This window comes from Pseudomonas sp. 05N431, assembly GCF_056397005.1.
This window is the reverse complement of the sequence record NZ_JBFTMN010000007.1, coordinates 220,790-240,494: the sequence shown is the minus strand read 5'-3', so window position 1 is coordinate 240,494 and position 19,705 is coordinate 220,790. Positions and strand designations below refer to the sequence as shown.

At 61.7% G+C, this 19,705-nt stretch carries 18 protein-coding genes; 16 read left to right on the top strand and 2 right to left on the bottom strand.

Going from position 1 to position 19,705, the window contains the following annotated elements; genetic code table 11:
• Positions 1 to 21: 21 nt before the first annotated feature.
• From AC1DIG_RS15240 to AC1DIG_RS15225, 4 genes are read left to right on the top strand one after another with little or no spacing between them, the layout of a single operon-like run.
• Positions 22 to 1,536 (top strand): TolC family protein, encoded by a 1,515-nt coding sequence (locus AC1DIG_RS15240; RefSeq protein ID WP_477767955.1) that lies wholly within the window; start codon positions 22 to 24, stop codon positions 1,534 to 1,536.
• Positions 1,520 to 2,125, top strand: coding sequence for an adenylyl-sulfate kinase (gene cysC / locus AC1DIG_RS15235; RefSeq protein ID WP_477767954.1), 606 nt, complete (start codon positions 1,520 to 1,522; stop codon positions 2,123 to 2,125). The genes AC1DIG_RS15240 and cysC overlap by 17 nt, the downstream gene beginning before the upstream one ends.
• Positions 2,122 to 2,913, top strand: coding sequence for an aspartyl/asparaginyl beta-hydroxylase domain-containing protein (locus AC1DIG_RS15230; protein WP_477767953.1), 792 nt, complete (start codon positions 2,122 to 2,124; stop codon positions 2,911 to 2,913). The genes cysC and AC1DIG_RS15230 overlap by 4 nt, the downstream gene beginning before the upstream one ends.
• Complete coding sequence (locus AC1DIG_RS15225) at positions 2,901 to 3,857, top strand: sulfotransferase family protein (RefSeq protein ID WP_477767952.1); 957 nt, start codon at positions 2,901 to 2,903, stop codon at positions 3,855 to 3,857. The genes AC1DIG_RS15230 and AC1DIG_RS15225 overlap by 13 nt, the downstream gene beginning before the upstream one ends.
• Before the next feature lie 150 nt (positions 3,858 to 4,007).
• Here AC1DIG_RS15225 and AC1DIG_RS15220 read toward each other — a convergent pair whose 3' ends face one another.
• The gene (locus AC1DIG_RS15220; RefSeq protein ID WP_019691145.1) at positions 4,008 to 4,766 is read right to left on the bottom strand and encodes a slipin family protein; all 759 of its coding nucleotides are present in this window, start codon (positions 4,764 to 4,766) and stop codon (positions 4,008 to 4,010) included.
• 2 nt (positions 4,767 to 4,768) lie between these two features.
• On the bottom strand, positions 4,769 to 5,305 hold the full coding sequence (locus AC1DIG_RS15215; RefSeq protein WP_477767951.1) for an NfeD family protein: 537 nt from the start codon (positions 5,303 to 5,305) through the stop codon (positions 4,769 to 4,771).
• A 214-nt stretch (positions 5,306 to 5,519) separates the two neighbouring features.
• Between AC1DIG_RS15215 and AC1DIG_RS15210 the strand changes: the two genes are divergently transcribed.
• The 12 genes from AC1DIG_RS15210 (at position 5,520) to pgaB (ending at position 19,704) form a co-directional block, all read left to right on the top strand.
• Positions 5,520 to 5,981 carry an aminoacyl-tRNA deacylase gene (locus AC1DIG_RS15210; protein WP_054595018.1) on the top strand — a complete coding sequence of 154 codons (462 nt, stop codon included), beginning with the start codon at positions 5,520 to 5,522 and terminating at the stop codon, positions 5,979 to 5,981.
• 143 nt (positions 5,982 to 6,124) lie between these two features.
• Positions 6,125 to 6,370 (top strand): DUF2789 domain-containing protein, encoded by a 246-nt coding sequence (locus tag AC1DIG_RS15205; RefSeq protein ID WP_477767950.1) that lies wholly within the window; start codon positions 6,125 to 6,127, stop codon positions 6,368 to 6,370.
• 224 nt (positions 6,371 to 6,594) lie between these two features.
• Positions 6,595 to 6,855, top strand: a complete 261-nt coding sequence (locus AC1DIG_RS15200) for a hypothetical protein (RefSeq protein ID WP_477767949.1) — start codon at positions 6,595 to 6,597, stop codon at positions 6,853 to 6,855.
• A gap of 543 nt (positions 6,856 to 7,398) precedes the next feature.
• Positions 7,399 to 7,830: a MarR family winged helix-turn-helix transcriptional regulator gene (locus tag AC1DIG_RS15195; protein WP_477767978.1), complete on the top strand. Its 432-nt coding sequence runs from the start codon at positions 7,399 to 7,401 to the stop codon at positions 7,828 to 7,830.
• Positions 7,827 to 9,908, top strand: coding sequence for an FUSC family protein (locus AC1DIG_RS15190; protein WP_477767948.1), 2,082 nt, complete (start codon positions 7,827 to 7,829; stop codon positions 9,906 to 9,908). The genes AC1DIG_RS15195 and AC1DIG_RS15190 overlap by 4 nt, the downstream gene beginning before the upstream one ends.
• Entirely contained in the window at positions 9,905 to 10,114 is a 210-nt protein-coding gene (locus AC1DIG_RS15185) for a DUF1656 domain-containing protein (protein WP_017478036.1), read from the top strand. The genes AC1DIG_RS15190 and AC1DIG_RS15185 overlap by 4 nt, the downstream gene beginning before the upstream one ends.
• Positions 10,111 to 11,001: an efflux RND transporter periplasmic adaptor subunit gene (locus AC1DIG_RS15180; RefSeq protein ID WP_477767947.1), complete on the top strand. Its 891-nt coding sequence runs from the start codon at positions 10,111 to 10,113 to the stop codon at positions 10,999 to 11,001. Before AC1DIG_RS15185 ends, AC1DIG_RS15180 begins: the two co-directional genes overlap by 4 nt.
• Positions 10,998 to 12,446 (top strand): efflux transporter outer membrane subunit, encoded by a 1,449-nt coding sequence (locus tag AC1DIG_RS15175; RefSeq protein WP_477767946.1) that lies wholly within the window; start codon positions 10,998 to 11,000, stop codon positions 12,444 to 12,446. Before AC1DIG_RS15180 ends, AC1DIG_RS15175 begins: the two co-directional genes overlap by 4 nt.
• An 83-nt stretch (positions 12,447 to 12,529) precedes the next feature.
• A complete protein-coding gene (locus AC1DIG_RS15170; RefSeq protein ID WP_477767945.1) occupies positions 12,530 to 13,165 on the top strand; it encodes an NADH:ubiquinone oxidoreductase subunit N in 636 nt (211 codons plus the stop codon).
• A gap of 286 nt (positions 13,166 to 13,451) precedes the next feature.
• Entirely contained in the window at positions 13,452 to 14,963 is a 1,512-nt protein-coding gene (locus tag AC1DIG_RS15165) for a YdgA family protein (protein WP_477767944.1), read from the top strand.
• 259 nt (positions 14,964 to 15,222) lie between these two features.
• Positions 15,223 to 17,691 carry a poly-beta-1,6 N-acetyl-D-glucosamine export porin PgaA gene (pgaA, locus tag AC1DIG_RS15160; protein ID WP_477767943.1) on the top strand — a complete coding sequence of 823 codons (2,469 nt, stop codon included), beginning with the start codon at positions 15,223 to 15,225 and terminating at the stop codon, positions 17,689 to 17,691.
• A 12-nt stretch (positions 17,692 to 17,703) separates the two neighbouring features.
• Positions 17,704 to 19,704, top strand: a complete 2,001-nt coding sequence (gene pgaB, locus AC1DIG_RS15155; protein WP_477767942.1) for a poly-beta-1,6-N-acetyl-D-glucosamine N-deacetylase PgaB — start codon at positions 17,704 to 17,706, stop codon at positions 19,702 to 19,704.
• Position 19,705: the final 1 nt, after the last annotated feature.

The following is a 19,705-nucleotide window of genomic DNA, read 5'->3' as shown; positions in this document are numbered from 1 at the left end:
GTACCTAGGGGCGGTCCAAGGATGAAGAAAAGTCAGAAACTATTCGGCGCCAGCCTGCTGGCGCTTGCAATCAGCGGATGTGCGGTGACCAGTGAGCCGATTGAACGCAGTGTCAGCGAGCAGCGCGCCAGAAGCGATTTGGCGAGCATGTACAAGGATCAGGAGCCCCTTAGCGGCCCACTGACACTGCATCAAGCCATGGCCCGTGCGGTGAAATACAACCTTGAAGGCCGGTTGAAAATCATGGAAGAGGCGTTGGCCAAGCGCCAGCTCGACCTCGCCAGCTTCGACATGCTGCCGCGCATGGCCCTGGACGCCGGTTACGTGGGGCGCAACAACACCAGCGGCTCCAGCAGCCAGAGCGTGCGCACCGGCACTCAATCCCTCGAACCCTCGACCTCCCAGGACCGCGATCGCAGAGTCGCCGACCTGACCATGGTCTGGAACGTCCTCGACTTCGGCGTCAGCTACATCAATGCCAAGCAGCAGGGCGATCAACGGCTGATCGTTCAGGAACGCCGGCGCAAGGTCATCAACACCATCGTTCAGGACGTGCGCTCGGCTTATTGGCGAGCGGTGGCCGCTGAACGCCTGCTCAAGCAGATCGACAGCCTGATGGCGCGGGTCGATGCCGCGCGCAACAACAGCCAGAGCATGAGCGAACAGCGCATTGGTGACCCGGTGCAGGCCTTGGGGTACCAACGTTCGCTGATCGAAGCCACGCGCCAGCTCGAAGAGCAGCGACGGGCACTGTCGCTGGCGAAAACCGAACTGGCGACTCTGATCAACCTGCCGATGGGCACCGAGTTGACGCTGGCGACGCCAGAGGATTATCCGGTCCCGGAGCTCAAGGTCGACATGGCCAGCCTTGAGCAAGAGGCACTGGCCAGCCGTCCGGAACTGCGCGAGCAGGATTATCAGACGCGCATCAGCACCGCCGAAACCCGCAAAGCCATGCTGCGGCTGCTGCCGGGGCTGGAACTCTCGGCTGGCGGGCATTACGACAGCAACTCGTTTCTGGTCAACGACAAGTGGGCCGACTACGGGGTAAAAATCACCTGGAACCTGTTCAACGTGATTTCCGCCCCGGCGGCCATCGACGTGGCCAAGGCCGGTGAAGAAGTGGCCAAGGCACGCCGTCAGGCGATGTCGATCGCGGTGCTGGCGCAGCTCTACGTGGCCAACGCCAACTACCGCGAAGCGCTGCGCCAGTTCGAGACCAACCAGCAGTTGTCGGATATCGACGGGCAGATTCTTGGCCAGTTGCGTAATCGTCATCAGGCAGCGGGCATCGGCGAACTGGAGCTGATCCAGGGCGAACTGAACACCCTGCAAGCCGACCTGCGCCGCGACCTGTCGTACGCCGATTTGCGTAACGCTTACGGGCAGATCTTCGCCAGTGCCGGGCTCGACCCGCTGCCGGACCAGGTGCAATCGACCCAGGTGCAGTCGATCGCCACCGCACTGGCCAGCCGCGAGGATGCGTGGGCCGCCGGTAATATTACGGTGCCGCCAGCCCATGCCCAGACCAAGTGATCTGCTGGCGCCCACGGCCAGCGTCAGTCGGGCGCAACGCGAGGAGCGCCACGGCCATCGCGGAGCGGCGATCCTGCTGACCGGTTTACCGGCGGCAGGCAAGTCGACCTTGGCCCAGGCGCTGCACGCCGCCTTGTTCGAGCGCGGCGTGCACAGCCTGGTGCTTGATGGCGATGGACTGCGGGTCGGGCTCAATCGCGACCTCGGGTTTGCCGACAAGGATCGTCAGGAAAACATCCGCCGCGCCAGCGAGGTCGCAGCGTTGCTGGTGGAGAATGGGCAGATCGTGATTTTGGCGATGATTGCGCCGTTGGTTGAACTGCGAGAAGTCTTCGCCCAGCGCTTGGGTGAGGACTACCGCGAAGTCTGGTGCAGCGCTTCGCTCAACGTTTGCGAGCAGCGTGATCCGAAAGGTCATTACGCCCGTGCGCGCAGCGGTGAACTGCCGGGCTTCACCGGTATCTCCGCACCTTACGAGCCACCCGCGTCGGCGGCATTGGTGCTCGACACCGGCGTGCTGTCGGTGGACGCCTGCCTCGACCGCTTACTGACCTGGCTCGGCGAATCCGCGGTGCTTGCGAACCGATGACTCGACCGGCGTTTTCCCGCCTGCCGGTGACGGTGCCTCTGCCGTTGCTGTTGCAGGCATTGGCGCAAATCAAGGACAGCGACTGGCACAGCCATTTCAACAGCGACTATTTCAGCGGCGACTGGAGCGGAGTGGCGCTGATCAGCGCGGTTGATGCGCTGACGGAGTTATCCCCTGGCCATGGAAAACCGGTGTTGCGTGCGCCATGGCTGCTCGATGGTCGGTGGCAGCATGCATTGCAGGATTTACCGTTGGACATCGTCTCGGCAAGGCTGCTGAAACTGGGGCCCGGCAGTCGGATTCACGAGCACCGCGACTACGATCTTGAGGGACCAGAGGCCGATCTGCGGCTGCACATTCCGTTGCTCAGCCCGCCCAACGTCGACTTTCTGCTCGACGGTTCACGGATGCCGATGGAGGCCGGCGAATGCTGGTTTCTCGACTTGTCGCGGCCCCACAGTGTCGACAATCGCGACCGCTGCGAGCGGGTGCATCTGGTGATCGATTGCAGGCCAAACCCTTGGTTGGAACTGGCGATTGTCGAGGGCGTTTCAACCACGCCGGCGCCTGGTGTCGGTCATGCAGCGCAAGCTCTGGCACAGTTTCGACGGCTGCTGGAAAGCGATCCGCAGCTCTGCAAGACCTTGCAGGGTGTGACCGACAACGAAGCCTTTATCGCCACCACCCTGAGGCTGGCTGCCGAGCGCGGCCTGGCGTTCTCTCGTGAAGAGTTGCGTGCGGCGATGCGCAATGGCCGTCGTCAGTGGAATGAACAATGGAGCGCCTGAACTTCGACGGCTGGTTGCCGATCCGCGTCTGGCAACAGGCCGGGGAGTGGCGGGTCGATTGGTGCTGGTTCGGTGATCAGCCGTTGCGTCAGCCGTTTTTCCGCGATGCGGTGGAGGAGGCGCTGCGCCTGCCGTTCAACCAGGCCTTCCGCCGTCAAACACCGCTGAGCACGCTGAGTGATTGGCAGACGATCAGCCCGGGACTGGCGCCGAGTGCGTTCATTTTTCACGCCTCGCGCTGCGGCTCGACGCTGATCAGCCAGATGCTGGCGCAACTCGACAACTACATCGTCATTTCCGAACCGCCACCGCTGGATACCTTGCTGCGCAGCGCGCTGCCGCCTGCAGAACGCAACGCGGCGATTCGCGGATTGCTCTCGGCCTACGGCCAGCCGCGCCGAGGTGTGGAACAACGGCTGGTGATCAAGCTGGACGCCTGGAATATTGGCGAACTGGAGCGGTTGCGCGCGTGTTTTCCTGAAACGCCCTGGCTGTTTGTCTACCGAGATCCGCTGGAAATCGCCGTGTCTCACCTGCGCCGGCCGGGTATGCACATGGTGCCGGGGATGATTGGCGTCAGCGCGCTGGACGATGGGGCAGCATTCGATGGACAAGAAAGCTTCATCGCCCGACGCGTGGGCCGGTTGCTGCACTTGGGCGCTGAACATTGCCGCGAATTTAACGGGCTGGCGGTCAATTACCGTGAGTTGCCGGGCGCCATGGAGGGGCGTTTGGCCAGGTTTTTTGCGCTGAGTGCCGAGCAACAGACGCTGGTGTTCGGCGCCGTAAACCAGTACGCCAAACAACCGAGCGAGACGTTCGTGGCTGACGGCGAAGGCAAGCAACGAGAAGCCTCGACACTGCTCAGAGAACGCGTTGAGTGTTGGGCGCATGGGCCTTACGAGACGCTGGAGAAATCAAGGCTCACCGCCTATCCCCTGTAGCAGCTGCCGCAGGCTGCGTTCGGCCGCGCAGCGGTCGTAAACGTTCGTTCAGGTAGACCGAGTACATCGGATTGCGAGCGCTGCGCACTCGAACGCAGCCTGCGGCAGCTGCTACAGGGATGAGCGTCATTTTCCTTCAGCATCATTCGCTCAGCTCTTCGACGACAAATCCGCCATGCCCTTGAGCAACTCGATCGGCAACGGAAAGACAATGGTCGAACTCTTGTCGCCGGCAATCAAACTCAAGGTCTGCATGTAACGCAACTGCATGGCGCCGGGTTGGCGACCGAGCATTTCGGCGGCTTGCATGAGTTTTTCCGAGGCCTGCAATTCACCTTCCGCGTGGATCACTTTCGCCCGCCGTTCACGTTCGGCTTCGGCCTGTTTGGCGATCGCGCGGATCATCGACTCATTGAGGTCGACATGCTTGATCTCGACGTTGGCGACCTTGATCCCCCAGGCATCCGTCTGGGCGTCCAGCACTTGCTGGATGTCGAAGTTCAAGCGTTCGCGTTCGGCCAGCAATTCGTCCAGTTCATGTTTACCGAGCACTGCCCGCAAGGTGGTTTGCGCCAGTTGGCTGGTGGCCATGAGGAAGTCTTCGACCTGGATGATCGCTTTCTGCGAGTCGAGCACGCGGAAGTACAGCACCGCGTTGACCTTCACCGAGACGTTGTCGCGGGTGATCACGTCTTGCGGCGGTACGTCGAGCACCACGGTCCGCAGATCGACCCGAACCATTTGCTGCACCACCGGAATCAACAGGATCAGCCCCGGGCCCTTGACCTGCCAGAAGCGTCCGAGCTGGAACACCACCCCGCGCTCATATTCGCGCAGGATGCGGAAGGTCGACCCTGCCAGTGCAATCAGCAACACCAACAGCGCGGCAAAACCCAGTTGCAGACCCATGATCATTCTCCTTGCGGCGCCGCGTCAGTCGCGGCCACTTCCAGCAGCGTTCCCTTGCGTGCCACCACTCGCACCCGTTGCCCGGAATGCAAGGGTGTCTTGCAGTGCACTTGCCAGCGTTCACCTTGCAAATGCACCCAGCCCTTGTGCGTGTTGTGACCCTGCAACGCGGTCACCTGCGTGATGCTGCCCAGCAGCCCGGCATCGCCACTGACAATATGGCGCGGTCGGGTTTTCAGCGCGTGGAACAGCAGGGCGATCAACAGCAGGGCGCTGATCAGTCCAAGACCGATGATCAGGGGCGTAGGGACATCGGCATTGCTCACCATCACCGCGCCGATCACGAACATCGTGATGCCGCCCAGTCCGACCACACCGTAATTGGGCAGCACCACCTCCGCCACCAGCAGCGCGATACCCACCATCATCAGCCAGACGCCAAGCGGGTTGGGGACGACCACCACAACCGTGTCTGTCGCGAAAGCCGATCCGCTCAAACCCAACAACAACGCAACTGCACACCACCAGCGAGTGTTCACTTGACCCTCCAGGAGAGTCATCCGTCTGCGAGCCACACGGTGGCCCTGCTTATAGTCTAGTTGAGCCTTTGGCTGGATGATTCTTGATCAATTTTTGCGAGTTTCCAGTGAGCAGATTTATCAACGGGTACCGGCAGCAGGCCTAGACTTTAGAGGAGACGCCAACCTGTTTAATTATCGTCCGCCCGCCTTGCGACGGACACCGAGGTGCATCATGCGTATGGCAAGAACCGTGCAGCGCAGCCTGGAAGAGGCGCACTGCGAATTTGACGTAGTCTCTCACCCGCATTCGGCCAGCAGCCTGGAAACCGCCCGGGTGGCGGGCATTCCCGCTGAGCGCGTGGCGAAATCGGTGATCCTCGACGACCACCACGGCCACTACCTGATGGCTGTGTTGCCAGCCAGCCGACATCTGGACCTGACCAAAGTGCGTGGCAGCGGTGAATGGCAAGTCACCCGCGAAAGCACCCTAGCCCACCTGTTCAACGACTGTGAACGCGGCGCCGTTCCGGCTCTGGGCGAATCCTATGGCCTGGACATGGTCATCGACCCGATGCTGACCCGTCAGAAAGAGATCTATGTCGAAGCCGGCAACCACAACAACCTCGTGCACTTGAGCATGGACCAGTACCTGAAAATGGTGCCCCACGCCGAGGTCTGCGAGCTGAGTCAGTAGCCACTATTGGCGGTGAAGGCACCGCCGCCATCGCGGGCAAGCCGCGCTCCCACAGGAAACCGCCGTGTTGTGGGAGCGTGGCTTGCCCGCGATGGACTGCGAAGCAGTCCCCCCGACCCTCTAGAATTCAGGAGCCAATTCCCATGGAATCACCTACCCACAGCCTCCCCAACCTGTTCAAACAACTCGGCCTGCCCGACGACGCCGAAAGCATCGACAAATTCATCGCCACCCACTCACCGCTCAAACCCGAACTGCATCTGGCCGACGCGTTTTTCTGGACCAAGAGTCAGGCGGATTTCCTGCGCGAGGACATCCTCGATGATTCCGACTGGGCGGAGGTGGTGGATCAGCTGGATGTGCTGCTGAGGAAGGGGCGGAGGGTGTAAAAATTCTGACAGTTCGCAGAATGCCTGAATCCTTCGTACCCAAGGCTATCCAGGCTTTCGGCGTACGAATGGGCTAATAGGCCTGAAGAAAATTCCGAAGCTCGTCCGCTCGGTTGCGAACACCGAAACGCCCCCCTATAGTTCGACACGTCGCCGCACATCGGCGACAGGATTTGGCGATCCTAATCACGACCCAAAAAAACTATTTTTTGAGAGCGATCGCTATGACTCCTTATCGACCACTGAGCACCAACCCAACCCCCGTCTGCGTTCTGGCCTACAACATCCTCGCACCCACCCATTTTCTCCATGAAACCGCCTGTCGCCGAATCCGCATCGGCACCGATCTGCTGGAAACCCTCACCTCGATCACCCTGCGCGATCTCAACGACAAAGACTTCTATCGCTTGATCAACGCCGCCTACGTGTCATTGCGCGATGGGCTGGATTTGATGGAAGAGCTGCAACACCGCTTGGCCGCATAGGCGGCGCAAGCGAGCTAATGCGATAACGATGCTCCGCGTCAGCTTCAGACTGAACGTGGAGCATCCGACGTTGAAATGCGTTTCAGTGCTACTTCCGTAGCAGCTGCCGAGCCCGCGAGGCTGCGTTCGGCTGCGAAGCAGTCGTCGAATCAGGCAACGCATTCCTCCAGGTAAATCGAGGGTTTAGGATTTGCGAGGACTTCGTCCTCGAACGCAGCCTCGCGAGCTCGGCAGCTGCTACGGATCAACGCCACGTATGTGTCATTGCGCGATGGGCTGGAAAGGTGGTTCTAAGGCAAGCGCAAAACCTGTGGTTGCCCGCAATCAATGTGGGAGCGAGCTTGCTCGCGATAGCGGTGGGTCAGTCAACGTTGATGTTGAATGGACTGCCGTCATCGCGAGCAGGCTCGCTCCCACAGATGTCATGTACCGCACCAATTTGTTTCAAAACTTGACTGAATTTCCCCTCCAATGCGATATTGATAGTTAGCAAACTAACAGTGTGCGAATTGACCTGTGTCCCAAACCCTCGACGCCCTTCAGATGAACATCAGCAGTGCCATGGTGGTGGCCGCGCGGCATTGGCGGAAAATCTGCCAGACCACGCTGGTCAACTACGGCATCTCCGAAGCCTGCGCGGTCCCGTTGTTGATGATCGGGCGGCTGGGCGAGGGGGTGCGGCAGGTGACGGTGGCGCAGGCGGCGGGGATGGAAAGCCCGTCGCTGGTGCGTTTGCTCGATCAGTTGTGCCAGTCCGGGTATGTCTGCCGCACCGAAGATCCCCTTGATCGTCGCGCCAAGTGCCTGAGCCTGACCGATGCTGGCCGTGAGTTGGTGCAAGCGGTGGAAGCCGAGTTGGTGCGCTTGCGTCGTGTGGTGCTTGAAGGCATCGATCCGGCGGATCTTGAAGCCGCGCTGCGGGTGATTCGCGCGTTCGAGGTGGCAGAGCAGCAATTACCGGTGACCCCCTCGTGAACGGATTTTTTAGCGGCATACCGCCGGCCCGCGACTGGTTTTACGGCGTACGCACCTTCGCCGCGTCGATGATCGCGTTGTACATCGCCATGCTCATGCAAATGCCGCGTCCGTATTGGGCGATGGCCACGGTGTACATCGTTTCCAGCCCGTTCGTCGGGCCGACCAGCTCCAAGGCCCTGTACCGTGCCGTCGGCACCTTGACCGGTGCGGCAGCGGCGTTGCTGTTTGTGCCGATGTTCGTCCAGAGCCCGTATGTGCTGGTGCTGGTCATTGCGCTGTGGACCGGCACCCTGTTGTTTCTGTCGATGCATTTGCGCACCGCCAATAACTACGCGCTGATGCTTGCCGGTTACACCTTGCCGCTGATCTCCCTGCCGGTGGTGGATAACCCGTTAGCGATATGGGATGTGGCGGAAGCGCGGACCGAAGAGATCTTCCTCGGCATTGTCTGCGCGGCGGTGGTCGGCAGTATGTTCTGGCCACGGCGGCTGGCGCCGGTGTTCGATGGTGCGGTGAGCAAGTGGTTCAGCGACGCGGTGACCTACAGTCAGCGCTTCCTGACCCGTAATGTGCTGCCCGAAGAGGTCAGCACCCTGCGCGCCTCGATGGTGGCCACGTTCAACTCCCTCGAATTGATGATCGGCCAGTTGCCCCACGAAGGTGCGCGGCCGCAAACCGTGCGCAACATCAAAGAACTGCGCGGGCGGATGATTCACCTGCTGCCGGTGGTGGATGCGCTGGACGATGCGCTGTATGCCCTGCACCGGCGCACTCCCGAGCTTGTGGACAAGTTCGCGCCGCTGCTGGCCGCGACCGTTGAATGGCTCGACCGCACAGACGCTTCGGTCGAGCACTGGCAAGCCCTGCGCGCTCAACTTGAAGCCCTGCAACCGAGTGCCGAAGCGCTGGATGATCGCAAGCAACTGCTGTTTTCCAACGCCCTGTATCGCCTGGGTGAATGGATCGATTTGTGGCAAGACCTGCGCAGCCTGCAAGAGGCGATTCGCTGCGAAAGCCAGGACAACTGGCGTGCGGTCTACCGTCATTGGCGGCTGGGTCGGCTGACACCATTTCTCGACCGTGGGCTGATGCTCTATTCAGCGGCATCGACGGTGCTGGCGATCATCGTCGCCTCTGTGCTGTGGATTCTGCTCGGCTGGACCGACGGCGGCAGCGCGGTGATTCTGGCGGCGGTGGCGTGCAGCTTTTTCGCCGCGATGGACGACCCGGCGCCACAGATTTACCGGTTCTTTTTCTGGACCGCGATGTCGGTGCTGTTCGCCAGCCTCTACCTGTTTTTGATCTTGCCGAACCTGCATGACTTTCCGATGCTGGTGCTGGCGTTCGCCGTGCCGTTTATCTGCGTCGGCACCCTGACCGTACAGCCGCGCTTCTACCTCGGCATGCTACTGACCATCGTCAACACCTCGTCGTTTATCAGCATCCAGGGCGCCTACGACGCGGACTTTTTGAGCTTCGCCAACTCCAACCTCGCCGGGCCCATCGGCTTGTTGTTTGCCTTCATCTGGACCCTGGTGGCGCGGCCCTTCGGTTCGGAGCTGGCGGCCAAGCGCCTGACCCGTTTCAGCTGGCGCGACATCGTTGGCATGACCGAGCCGGCGAACCTCGCCGAACACCGGCATTTGGGTGTACAGATGCTCGATCGGCTGATGCAGCATTTGCCGCGTCTGGCGATGACCGGTCAGGACACCGGCGTGGCGCTACGCGAAGTGCGTGTGGCGCTGAACCTGCTGGACTTGCTGGCGTACGCGCCACGGGTGCAAGGGGTACCGAACGTCTTGCTGCGTCAGGTGGTGGCCGAGGTCGGCGAGTACTTCAAGGCTTGCCTCAAGGCTGGTGAACGCTTGCCGGCACCGGCGCCGTTGCTGATGACCCTGGATCGCACCCGGCGCGCCCTCAATGGCCAAGGCCTGCAAGGGGACGGCGAAACCCGTCTGCACCTGCTGCATGCTCTCGCCGGTCTGCGTCTGGCGCTGTTGCCGGGCGTGGAGTTCATCGGCGGCAGCGAGACCGATGAACCGTTTCCCCAAGGTATCGATGGAGCGCCTTTATGATCGGTGATCTGGACATCAGCGGGGTATTCCTGCCCACGTTGCTGGTGCTGATGGGTATTACGTATGTGCTGTATCTGGTGGTGCACGGGTTACTGACGCGCCTGCACTTTTATCGTCTGGTCTGGCACCGGGCATTGTTCAACGTTGGTCTTTACGCCTTGCTGCTCGGCGCCGTGGACTCACTCAGTCGATACCTGATGACATGAAAAAACCTATTTTGACCCTTGGCCGTGTGGGGTTGACCCTGTTGGTGGTGGCCTTCGCGGTCGTCGTCGTTTGGCGCATGGTGATGTATTACATGTTCGCTCCGTGGACCCGTGACGGGCACATTCGTGCGGATATCGTGCAGATCGCCCCGGACGTTTCCGGGCTGATCCAGCAAGTGGAAGTGCGCGACAACCAATTGGTGAAACGTGGCCAGGTGCTGTTCAGCATCGACCAGGACCGTTTCAAACTGGCGCTGCGCCAGGCCAAGGCCGCGGTCGCCGACCGTCAGGAAACCCTGGCCCAGGCGCAACGTGAAGCCAAGCGCAACCGTGGCCTGGGCAATCTGGTGCCGGGCGAGCAACTGGAAGAAAGCCAGTCCCGCGTGGCCCGCGCCGAGGTGGCGTTGTCCGAGGCCCAGGTATCGGTGGACAGCGCTCAGCTGAACCTCGACCGCTCGGTAATTCGCAGCCCGGTGGATGGCTACGTCAACGACCGCGCACCGCGTACTCAGGAGTTCGTCACCGCCGGGCGTCCGGTGCTGTCGGTGGTGGACAGCAATTCCTTCCACATCGATGGCTATTTCGAAGAAACCAAACTCGACGGCATTCATGTCGGCCAAGGTGTCGATATCCGCGTGATTGGCGACCGTGCGCGGTTGCGCGGGCATGTCGAAAGCATCGTCGCCGGTATCGAAGACCGTGACCGCAGCAGCGGTTCGAACCTGCTGCCCAACGTTAACCCCGCGTTCAGCTGGGTGCGATTGGCACAGCGGATTCCGGTGCGGATTGCCTTCGATGATGTGCCGGCAGATTTCCGCATGATCGCCGGGCGTACCGCGACCGTGTCGATCATCGGCGACAAACCCGAGCAGGAGTCGGCGCAATGAAAGCGGCCGCCTGTTTAGCGACGGCCGGTCTCGGCTTGTTGCTGTCGGCCTGTCAGGTCGTGGGCCCGGATTACCATTTGCCTGAAGAGGCAGCGGTGCACCGCGCGGACTTTCAGGGCGATCTGACGGCGCATGGACAAAACGTGGTCTCGGCGCCAGTACCGGGCGACTGGTGGCGGTTGTACCAGGACCCGCGTCTGGATGAGCTGGTGCGTCAGGCCATGGCCACCAACACCGATTTGCGAGTGGCGGCAGCCAACCTGTCGCGCGCCCGTGCGCGGGTCGAACAAGCCGAGTCGGCGGGCGGCTGGAGCGGTGGCGTGAAGGTGGGTGCCCAGCGCTTGCAGGAATCTGGCGAGGCGTTTCTGATACCGGAAAAGGTTCCAGTGGCCAATGTCGGTGACATCGGCATCACCACGTCTTATCAGTTCGATCTGTTTGGCACGTTGCAGCGCGGCATCGAAGCGGCGAAGGCCAATGCCGATGCGACGCAAGCCGCGGCGGACACTGCGCGCATCACCTTGGTCGCCGACGTCGTGCGTGCCTATACCCAAGTCTGCGCGGCCAACGAAGAGCGTGAAATTGCTGAGCACTCGCTGGACCTGCAAGGCCAGAGCACCGCGTTGATTCAGCGACTGCGCGATGCCGGGCGCGGTGACGAAACCCAGGTCACCCGTTCGCAAACCCAGTTCAAATCCTTGCGCGCCGATATGCCGCGCTATGAAGCCGCTCGTCAGGCCGGGCTGTTCCGTTTGTCGATGCTGTTGGCCAAGCCGGTGGATCAATTGCCCGCCGGGACCAGCAGTTGTCATGAGCTGCCAAAGATTGCGCAATTGTTGCCGGTCGGTGACGGTGCCACCTTGCTCAAGCGGCGACCGGATGTGCGCCAGGCCGAACGTCAGCTGGCGGCCGCGACGGCGGACATCGGGGTTGCGACCGGTGCGCTTTACCCGGATATCAGCATTGGGGCGACCGTCGGTACCGTGGGTATTCTCGATCACCTTGGCCAACCGCAAACCAATCGCTGGGGTTTCGGCCCGTTGCTGACCTGGACAGTGCCGTCCAATGGCTCCCGGGCACGGGTGCGTGAGGCTGAAGCGGCGACCCAAGGCGCGCTGGCGCACTTTGACGGGGTGGTGTTGAACGCGATCCGCGAAACCCAGACCGGTCTGGCGCAGTATTCCGCGTTGTTACAGCGCCGTGACGCATTGACCGATGCCGAGCAGTCGGCGCAACAGGCGGCGGACCAGACGCACCGCTTCTTCCAGGCCGGCCGGGCGTCGTTCCTCGCCGATTTGCAGGCGACCCGCACCTACACCGACGTGCGTGCCCAGGTGGCGGCCGCCAATACTCAGGTTGCCATGAGCCAGATCGATTTGTTCCTGGCGCTGGGCGGTGGTTGGGAAAGCGGACGAACGCAAGGTTCACAGCCAACGAAACCCTGAGGCCGTTGCTATGCTTTTACATGTCGGGTTCGCGCGGGCGGATCCGGCGGTCAAGGCTCGCATTGGTCATGGGGATTCCAATAATGAAAAACCCTTATGCTCCCGGCTTCTGGTGCGCAATTGTCGCGCTGGTGCTGCTCTCGGCTACGTATTTTTATGGCGTGATGATGGCGCACCAGATTGATAAGGCCTTGATCTTTCTCGACAGTGCCAGTGCGCTGATCGGGGTGATGTCGATCGCGGTCGTCGCCTGGGCTTCGCTGCAAACCCGGCGGATCAAGAAAAAACAACTCGAACAAGGCAAGACCCTGGTGCTGATCTGGGACACCAAGGTGGCGTTGCGCCGGGTTGAAACGGTATTCGACCGGTATTTCTGGGGAAGTTACTGGCAACCGGGGCGCACTTTTCAGGAAGTCATGGGCGAACTCACCGGCACCCCGCTGGAAAAAAGCCTCGAAGCGCTCAAGACCCAATGCCTGGCCCTCGACAAACAGGTCACCGATGAAGGCTGGCACTGGCTGAACAATGCCCGCGAACTGTCTGACGTGGCCAACGCCATGGCCCGCGAACGCTATCAACTGGATTTTTGCGACCCGCGCTCGGACTCACCGAATGGCGCGGTGATCAATCGGGATTTCGAAGTGCTGGTCTACACGTGGACGGCGCGGCTGAAAAGCTTTGATCATCAGCTGGATGAGATCGAAGTGCAGTATTCCTGAACCGATGTTGGCAGGACCGCCGCCATCGCGAGCAAGCTCGCTCCCACATTGGAACTGTGATCAACGCAAATCCCCTGTGGGAGCGAGCTTGCTCGCGATGGCGATCGAGTGATCAACAAAAATCCCGCCCCCGCGCTCCATAGACACTCTTTCACCTTTAATCATTGGGCCGTTCCACGGCACAAATGCTAATCTCATCGCACTTTTAGCGGAGTCGAGCCGCAACCCGTCGAGGGTTCAGGGAAGACGACCACATTTTCAACAACGGACATTGATCGGGTCATTCATGAATAAATCAGCAGGCGTGCTTCTGGGAATTGTTGTCGCCATCGGTGCAATCAGCGCTGGCGGCGCCTGGTACACCGGCACGAAACTGGAAGGTGTGCTGCAAACCTCGATTGCCGACGCCAACAAAGAGCTGCAAACGGCGATGGTCGGTTCCAAAGGCACCGCGACCCTGGAGCTGGTGTCGCTGGATCGTCAATTGTTCAGCAGCACTGCCCACTACCGCCTCAAGGGCCAGGGTGAAATGTTCGGCGAGAACCCTGACGGCGTAGAGCTGTTGTTCGTTGACCATATCGAACACGGCCCGCTGCCATTCTCGCGCCTGGTGTCGCTGAAATGGCTGCCGGTCATGGCCACCAGTCACTACTCGCTGGAGAAGACCCCGACCACCGAAAAGTGGTTCGCGGCCACCAAGGACCTGTCTCCCCTCAAGGGTGTGGTCAACATCGGCTATGACCGTGCCACCAGCGGCAACCTTGAACTGCTGCCACTCGAAACGGCACTTGACGACAAGTCCACGTTGAAGTTTTCCGGTCTGAACATCGACGTGTCGGCCAGCGCCCTGGCACAGAAGGTCAAGGCTGACGGTTACATGGACAGCCTCACGCTGACCAGCGTTGCCGAAGATCAGTCCCCGGTGAAAGTCGAGTTGAATGGCCTGACCCTGGCCAGCAACCTCAGCAAAAGCAGCTATGGCTACTACCTGGGGGAAAACGTCGTCGAGCTGACCAGCACCAAGACTACCTTTGGCGACAAACAGTCGGTGATGACCTTCAAGAACACTGAAATGAAGAGCTCCACCACCGAGTCCGGGACCAACGCAGCCGGTCGTGCCGATTACAAGATTGGCGAAATCGCCCTCAACGACAAGGCCCTCGGCTCGGCGCAAATGGCCTGGAGCATGAAAAACCTCGATATCCCGTCGACGCTGTCGCTGGTGCAGATCTACCAGAACAAACTGCAGCCGTACGAAGCGGCCGCCGCCGCTGCTGCCGCTGCGGGTGAACCGGCGCCCGAGCTGAACCTGACCGACGCCGAACAGGCACAGGTCAAGGCGGGTCTGGAGACGTTGCTGGCCGCCCAGCCACAAGTCGCGCTGGAGAACTTCTCGTTCACCACCCCGAACGGTGTCAGCCGCACCAGCCTGGTCATTGACCTGACCAAGCCGACATCGCTGGACCTGCCACCCGACCAGTTGGGCAAGCAAATGATTGCCCTGCTGGACTTCAATCTGAAGCTATCCAAGCCGATGATCACTGACCTGGTGACGGTGCAGGCGCAGATGCAAGGCCAGACCGATACCAAAGCGGTTGCCGAGCAAGCCGCCGCGACCAGCGACATGTTCAGCAGCATGGCCGTCGGCACGCAATTGGCGACGCTGGACGGCAACGACATCGTCTCCAAGCTGCACTACGCCAATAATCAGGTGGACTTCAACGGCCAGAAGATGACCGTCGAACAGTTCGTCGGGTTCGTGATGAGCAAGCTCAGAACCACTGGCACTGTCCAGTAAACACCACGCACCACACAACACCGTCGGCGGCCAGTCTGGCCGCCTCTGCAAAACGCCCGGCCTTCGCTTTCGCGGAGGACTGGGCGTTTTGCTTTGTAGGACGATTCTGAAGAAATATGCGGATTCGTCTTTTGCCAAGCGTCGCCATGGAAGACTGCATCGCAGGATAGCTTGGCTGTGTCATAAGGCACCGGCCGCCTGAGGAGTAGCGCTCAGGGGAACCCATCGCTCCAGCTCTCCTCGTACAGGAAGCTTGCGAATGTTGCGTACCCTACATCCCCACCTGCGCCCGATGATTCGCGTGGCGCTGTGCAGCCAATTGCTCTGGCCAACGCTGGCCTTTGCCGATACCGCTTACGACGGCCTGATCCGTCAGGCGCGAGCCGGTAGTTACCGCCCGGTACTGAGCGTGCTGCGCGAGGTTCCCGACAGCCAGTTGACGACGGGCCAGGTCAGCGATCATTTGCAGATCGCCAGCTGGGCCGGTCTCGATAGCGAAGTGGTCGAAGTCTATGAAGCTCAAGGGCACAACCGGGTGTTGCCGGTTCAGGCACTGACCGCCACGGCCCGTGCCTACCGCAATCTCAAACGCTGGGACTCGGCCTCTGCGCTGTACCGCAAGGCGTTGGCGCTTGAGCCCAACAATGCGGATCTGCAACTGGGGCTGGCGCTGACCCAGGCTGACGCCGGTAAACCTGAAGAGGCCGTCAGCCGCGCCAAAGCCCTGGTCGCGGCCAAACCCGAGGATCCGGCCCGCCGGCTGGCGCTGGCGTATGCCTTGACCCGCGCCGGGGCGACTTATGACGCGTTGTTCCAATACGATCAGGCGTTTGTTCGGGCCGGCAACAATCCGGATGTTGCCCGCGAATACGTCTTCGCCTTGCAACGTGCGCGCCTGCCGGAGCCCGCCTTGCGCCTGGCCCGTCAGCGTCCGGGGTTGATCGATCCGACGGTGTTGCGGCGTATCGAAGGCGATGTGGCGGCCGAGCGGGTGCGTCTGGCGGAACTGGCCACGCGCAGCGAAAAAGAACGTTACGTCATTGTCGACCGTGCGTTGGCCGATTACGACCAATTACTCAAAACCTGGACCCCGGACGCGCAAGCCCACGATGACGTGGTGCGCTGGCGCATCGACCGCATGGGTGCACTCAAGGCCCGTGCACGCACCGCCGAAATCATTCATGACTACCAACAGCTGATCGGCGAAGGCGCGAAGATTCCGACCTATGCGCTGCGCTGGGTGGCCGCAGCCTATCTGGATCAGCGTCAGCCCGAGGCTGCTGTCGATCTGTACCGTCAGGTGCTGGCGGCGCCGGATGCTGATGTCGGCGACCGCCTCGAAGACAGCACTGCGCTGTATTACGCCCTGCTCGAAAGCGATCAACCGGTGGAGGCGCGCAAGGTCGCCGAGACCCTGGCACAGAGCCAGAAACCACGGGTCGAGCTCAAGGGCCAGCCCATGGGCGACCCCAACGACAAGTGGATGGACGCGCAACAACTGGCCGCTCAGGCCGGTACCCATAGCGCCGATTTGCCCTCGGCTGAGCAGCGGCTGGCGGCATTGGTTGATCAGGCGCCCGGCAATGTCGGTTTGCGTCTGGCTCAGGCGGATCTGTACCGCGCTCGCGATTGGCCACGGCGCGCCGAAACGCAGCTCAAGGAAACGGAAAGCATGGCGCCGCGAGACGTCGGCCTGGAAGTCAGCCAGGGCTACACCGCGCTGGATCTGCAGGAATGGCGTCAGCTCGATGCGCTGGCCGACGACGTCGGTGTGCGCTTCCCGGATAACCGCCAGGTGCAGCGTCTGGAGCGCGTGCGCAACGTGCATGACATGGCCGAGTTGCGGGTGTCGACCTATGGCGGCAAGAGCTACGGCGGGGGCAACAGCGGCGCTGGCGTCGCGACTGGTAGCCGCGACTTTGGCATCGAAAGCGTGCTCTACAGTCCGCCGATCGATGACGACTGGCGGCTGTTCGGCGGTGCCGGGTTCGCCACTGGCGACTTTCAGGAAGGCACCGGCTATCACCGCTGGCAACGCGTGGGCGTCGAGCGGCGAACCCGCGACATGACCCTCGACGCGGAAGTCTCCAATCACTCGTTTGGCTACGGCGACAAAACCGGTGCACGTGTGGCGCTGGCCCGTGACATCGACGATCACTGGCAGTACGGCGGCAGCCTTGAGTACCTGTCGGCCAACACGCCGCTGCGGGCCTTGAACAGCGACGTCACGGCCAACGGCGGCAGCGGCTTTATCCGCTGGCGCGCCAATGAAAGTCGCGAGTGGAAACTGGCCGTCAGCCCGTCGCACTTCAGCGATGGCAACAACCGTGTCGAAGCGTTGCTGACCGGTCGCGAAGGCGTGTACCGCGCGCCGGGCGTGCAAGTCGATCTTGGCCTGGAAGTCGGCAGCAGCCACAACTCGAAGAATGAAGACGTGCCGTATTTCAACCCGAAATCCGACTTCAGCGTGTTGCCGACGGTGAGCGTCAACCACGTGCTCTATCACCGTTACGAAACTTCCTGGAGCCAGCAATTCCAGGCCGGTGCGGGGACCTACAGCCAGCGTGACTACGGCACGGGCGCCATCGGTTTGCTCAGTTACGGCCAGCGTGTCAGCTGGAACGACGTGTTCGAGGCGGGTGCCGCGTTGAGCCTGCTCAACCGGCCCTATGACGGCAATCGCGAAAGCGATCTGCGCCTGGTCATCGACCTCACTTACCGCTTCTAGAAGAGTTTGATCATGCCTGGAATCACACGCTGCATCCTGCTGCTGGGCGTCATGCTGCTCACCGCTTGCGCCCAGCAGGCCCCAGCCTTCACGCCGCCATCACAGCGACCGGTACTGGCCAATGAAAAGCCTTGGCCAAAAAACCATGTGCTGGGCATTGCCTACCACGATGTCGAAGATCGCGACCCCGATCAGGCCGTCGTTGCCGTGCGCACCGAGCGGCTGATCGAACAGCTCGCCTGGCTGCGCGAGAACGGCTACACGGCCGTCACCGTCGACCAGATCATGGCGGCGCGCAACGGCGGCCCGGTGCTGCCGCCCAAGGCCATTCTGCTGAGTTTCGACGACGGCTATTCGAGCTTCTACACCCGCGTCATGCCGGTGTTGCGGGCCTACAACTGGCACGCCTTGCTGGCGCCGGTCGGTGTCTGGATCGATACGCCGCTGGATAAACCCGTGGACTTCGCGGGCACCCCGCGCCAGCGTTCGGACTTCCTGACGTGGGCGCAGATCACTGAAGTTTCGAAGTCTGGCCTGGTGGAAATCGCCGCGCACACTGACGCCAGCCACAAGGGCATCCTCGCCAATCCGCAAGGCAACCTCGAGCCTGCTGCGGCGACCCGTCGTTATGACGCGGCGACCGGGCGCTACGAGTCGGAAGCCGATTTCCAGGCGCGTCTGCGCAAGGACGTGGTCACCATCACCGAAAAAATCCGCAGGGCCACCGGCTACAAGCCGCGTGTGTGGGTCTGGCCTTATGGCGCGGCGGACGGCACCGCGTTGCAGGTCACCGGTTCCGAGGGCTACCAGATGGCCCTGACCCTCGACGACGGCCTCGATTCACTGAGCAACCTGATGAGCAGCCCGCGCTTTCTGGTGGCCTCCGATCCGGATGGCGAACACTTCGCCAACAGCATCGTTGCCGTGCAATCCGACGCGCCGATGCGCGTGGTGCACGTTGACCTGGATAACGTCTACGACCCGGACCCGGTTCAGCAGGACGCCAACCTCGGCAAGCTGATCCAGCGCATGGCCGACATGGGCGCCAACACGGTATTCCTGCAAGCCTTCGCCGACCCTAAAGGCGACGGGCTGGTGCACTCGCTGTACTTCCCCAATCGCCACTTGCCGATGCGCGCCGACATCTTCGACCGCGTCGCCTGGCAGCTGCGCACTCGCGCCCACGTCAAAGTCTTCGCCTGGATGCCGGTGCTGAGTTTTGCCCTCGATTCGAAGCTGCCACGGGTGACCCGTTGGGACCCGGCTACCGGCCAGACCTCGGTTGACCCCGGCCAGTACCGGCGCCTGTCGCCATTCGACCCGAACGTGCGGCGGATCATCGGTGAGATTTACGAAGACCTGGCGCGCCTGAGCTCGGTCGACGGCATCCTCTATCACGACGATGCGCTGCTCTCGGATTTCGAAGACGCCAGCCCGCAGGCGCTGAAGGTTTACGCGGCGAACGGCTTGCCTGACTCGATGGCCGCCTTGCGCGGCGATCCGGCGACGCTGCAACGCTGGAGCCGTTTCAAGAGCCGCTACCTGATCGACTTCACCCACGAACTCACGGCCAAAGTTCGCGCCATTCGCGGGCCGCAGGTGCAGACCGCGCGCAACCTGTTCGCCGAACCGATGCTCAACCCGTCCAGCGAAACCTGGTTCGCGCAGAACCTCGATGACTTCCTTGGCGCTTACGACTGGACCGCGCCGATGGCCATGCCGCTGATGGAAGGCAAGAGCCGCGAGCAATCCGGCGCCTGGCTGGAAGCGCTGGTGGCAACCGTCCGATCCCGACCCGGTGCGCTGGACCGCACGGTGTTCGAACTGCAGGCCCGCGACTGGACCCGCAAAGACGCCGCCGCCGAGCTGAAGGGCGAGCAACTGGCGGACTGGATGGGTCGCCTCAAACGTCAGGGCGCGACCAGTTTCGGCTACTACCCGGACAACTTCCTCGAGAACCAGCCGGACCTGAAAACCGTGCGTCCCGCACTCTCCAACAAGTGGAATCCTTAAC

Coding starts and splice junctions, on each gene's coding strand:
- AC1DIG_RS15195 (WP_477767978.1), top strand. CDS start 7,399: ATGAACATCAGCAGTGCCATGGTGGTGGCCGCGCGGCATTGGCGGAAA.
- pgaB (WP_477767942.1), top strand. CDS start 17,704: ATGCCTGGAATCACACGCTGCATCCTGCTGCTGGGCGTCATGCTGCTC.
- AC1DIG_RS15240 (WP_477767955.1), top strand. CDS start 22: ATGAAGAAAAGTCAGAAACTATTCGGCGCCAGCCTGCTGGCGCTTGCA.
- AC1DIG_RS15200 (WP_477767949.1), top strand. CDS start 6,595: ATGACTCCTTATCGACCACTGAGCACCAACCCAACCCCCGTCTGCGTT.
- AC1DIG_RS15225 (WP_477767952.1), top strand. CDS start 2,901: ATGGAGCGCCTGAACTTCGACGGCTGGTTGCCGATCCGCGTCTGGCAA.
- AC1DIG_RS15205 (WP_477767950.1), top strand. CDS start 6,125: ATGGAATCACCTACCCACAGCCTCCCCAACCTGTTCAAACAACTCGGC.
- pgaA (WP_477767943.1), top strand. CDS start 15,223: ATGTTGCGTACCCTACATCCCCACCTGCGCCCGATGATTCGCGTGGCG.
- AC1DIG_RS15180 (WP_477767947.1), top strand. CDS start 10,111: ATGAAAAAACCTATTTTGACCCTTGGCCGTGTGGGGTTGACCCTGTTG.
- AC1DIG_RS15175 (WP_477767946.1), top strand. CDS start 10,998: ATGAAAGCGGCCGCCTGTTTAGCGACGGCCGGTCTCGGCTTGTTGCTG.
- AC1DIG_RS15230 (WP_477767953.1), top strand. CDS start 2,122: ATGACTCGACCGGCGTTTTCCCGCCTGCCGGTGACGGTGCCTCTGCCG.
- AC1DIG_RS15210 (WP_054595018.1), top strand. CDS start 5,520: ATGCGTATGGCAAGAACCGTGCAGCGCAGCCTGGAAGAGGCGCACTGC.
- AC1DIG_RS15165 (WP_477767944.1), top strand. CDS start 13,452: ATGAATAAATCAGCAGGCGTGCTTCTGGGAATTGTTGTCGCCATCGGT.
- cysC (WP_477767954.1), top strand. CDS start 1,520: ATGCCCAGACCAAGTGATCTGCTGGCGCCCACGGCCAGCGTCAGTCGG.
- AC1DIG_RS15220 (WP_019691145.1), bottom strand. CDS start 4,766: ATGGGTCTGCAACTGGGTTTTGCCGCGCTGTTGGTGTTGCTGATTGCA.
- AC1DIG_RS15170 (WP_477767945.1), top strand. CDS start 12,530: ATGAAAAACCCTTATGCTCCCGGCTTCTGGTGCGCAATTGTCGCGCTG.
- AC1DIG_RS15185 (WP_017478036.1), top strand. CDS start 9,905: ATGATCGGTGATCTGGACATCAGCGGGGTATTCCTGCCCACGTTGCTG.